This window comes from Neobacillus mesonae, from assembly GCF_023715155.1.
GTDB classification, from domain to species: domain Bacteria; phylum Bacillota; class Bacilli; order Bacillales; family Cytobacillaceae; genus Neobacillus; species Neobacillus mesonae_A.
Map to the genome: position 1 here is coordinate 1 of NZ_JAMBNQ010000144.1, position 255 is coordinate 255.

The window sequence follows — 255 nt, forward strand, 5'->3', positions numbered from 1 at the left end:
CAAAACCCGTCCGAAGAGTGTATATTCCAAAAGCCGATGGTACTAAACGTCCATTAGGAATACCAACAGTTGAAGACCGAATTCTCCAAGCCGCAACAAAAAGAATACTTGAACCCATCTTCGAACAAAAGTTTCTAGACTGTAGTTACGGATTTCGTCCAAACCGTAGTGCGCATATGGCGATAGACAAAATCCGTAAGGATTTGATGGAGGGGTATACGTATGTAATTGACGCCGATATAAAGACGTACTTTG

1 protein-coding gene is annotated in these 255 nt (G+C 42.0%); it reads left to right on the top strand.

The genetic code is table 11. The features are described 5' to 3' along the window. A partial coding sequence (locus M3183_RS26900; RefSeq protein WP_251475117.1) for a reverse transcriptase domain-containing protein occupies positions 1-255 on the top strand: 255 nt, incomplete at both ends.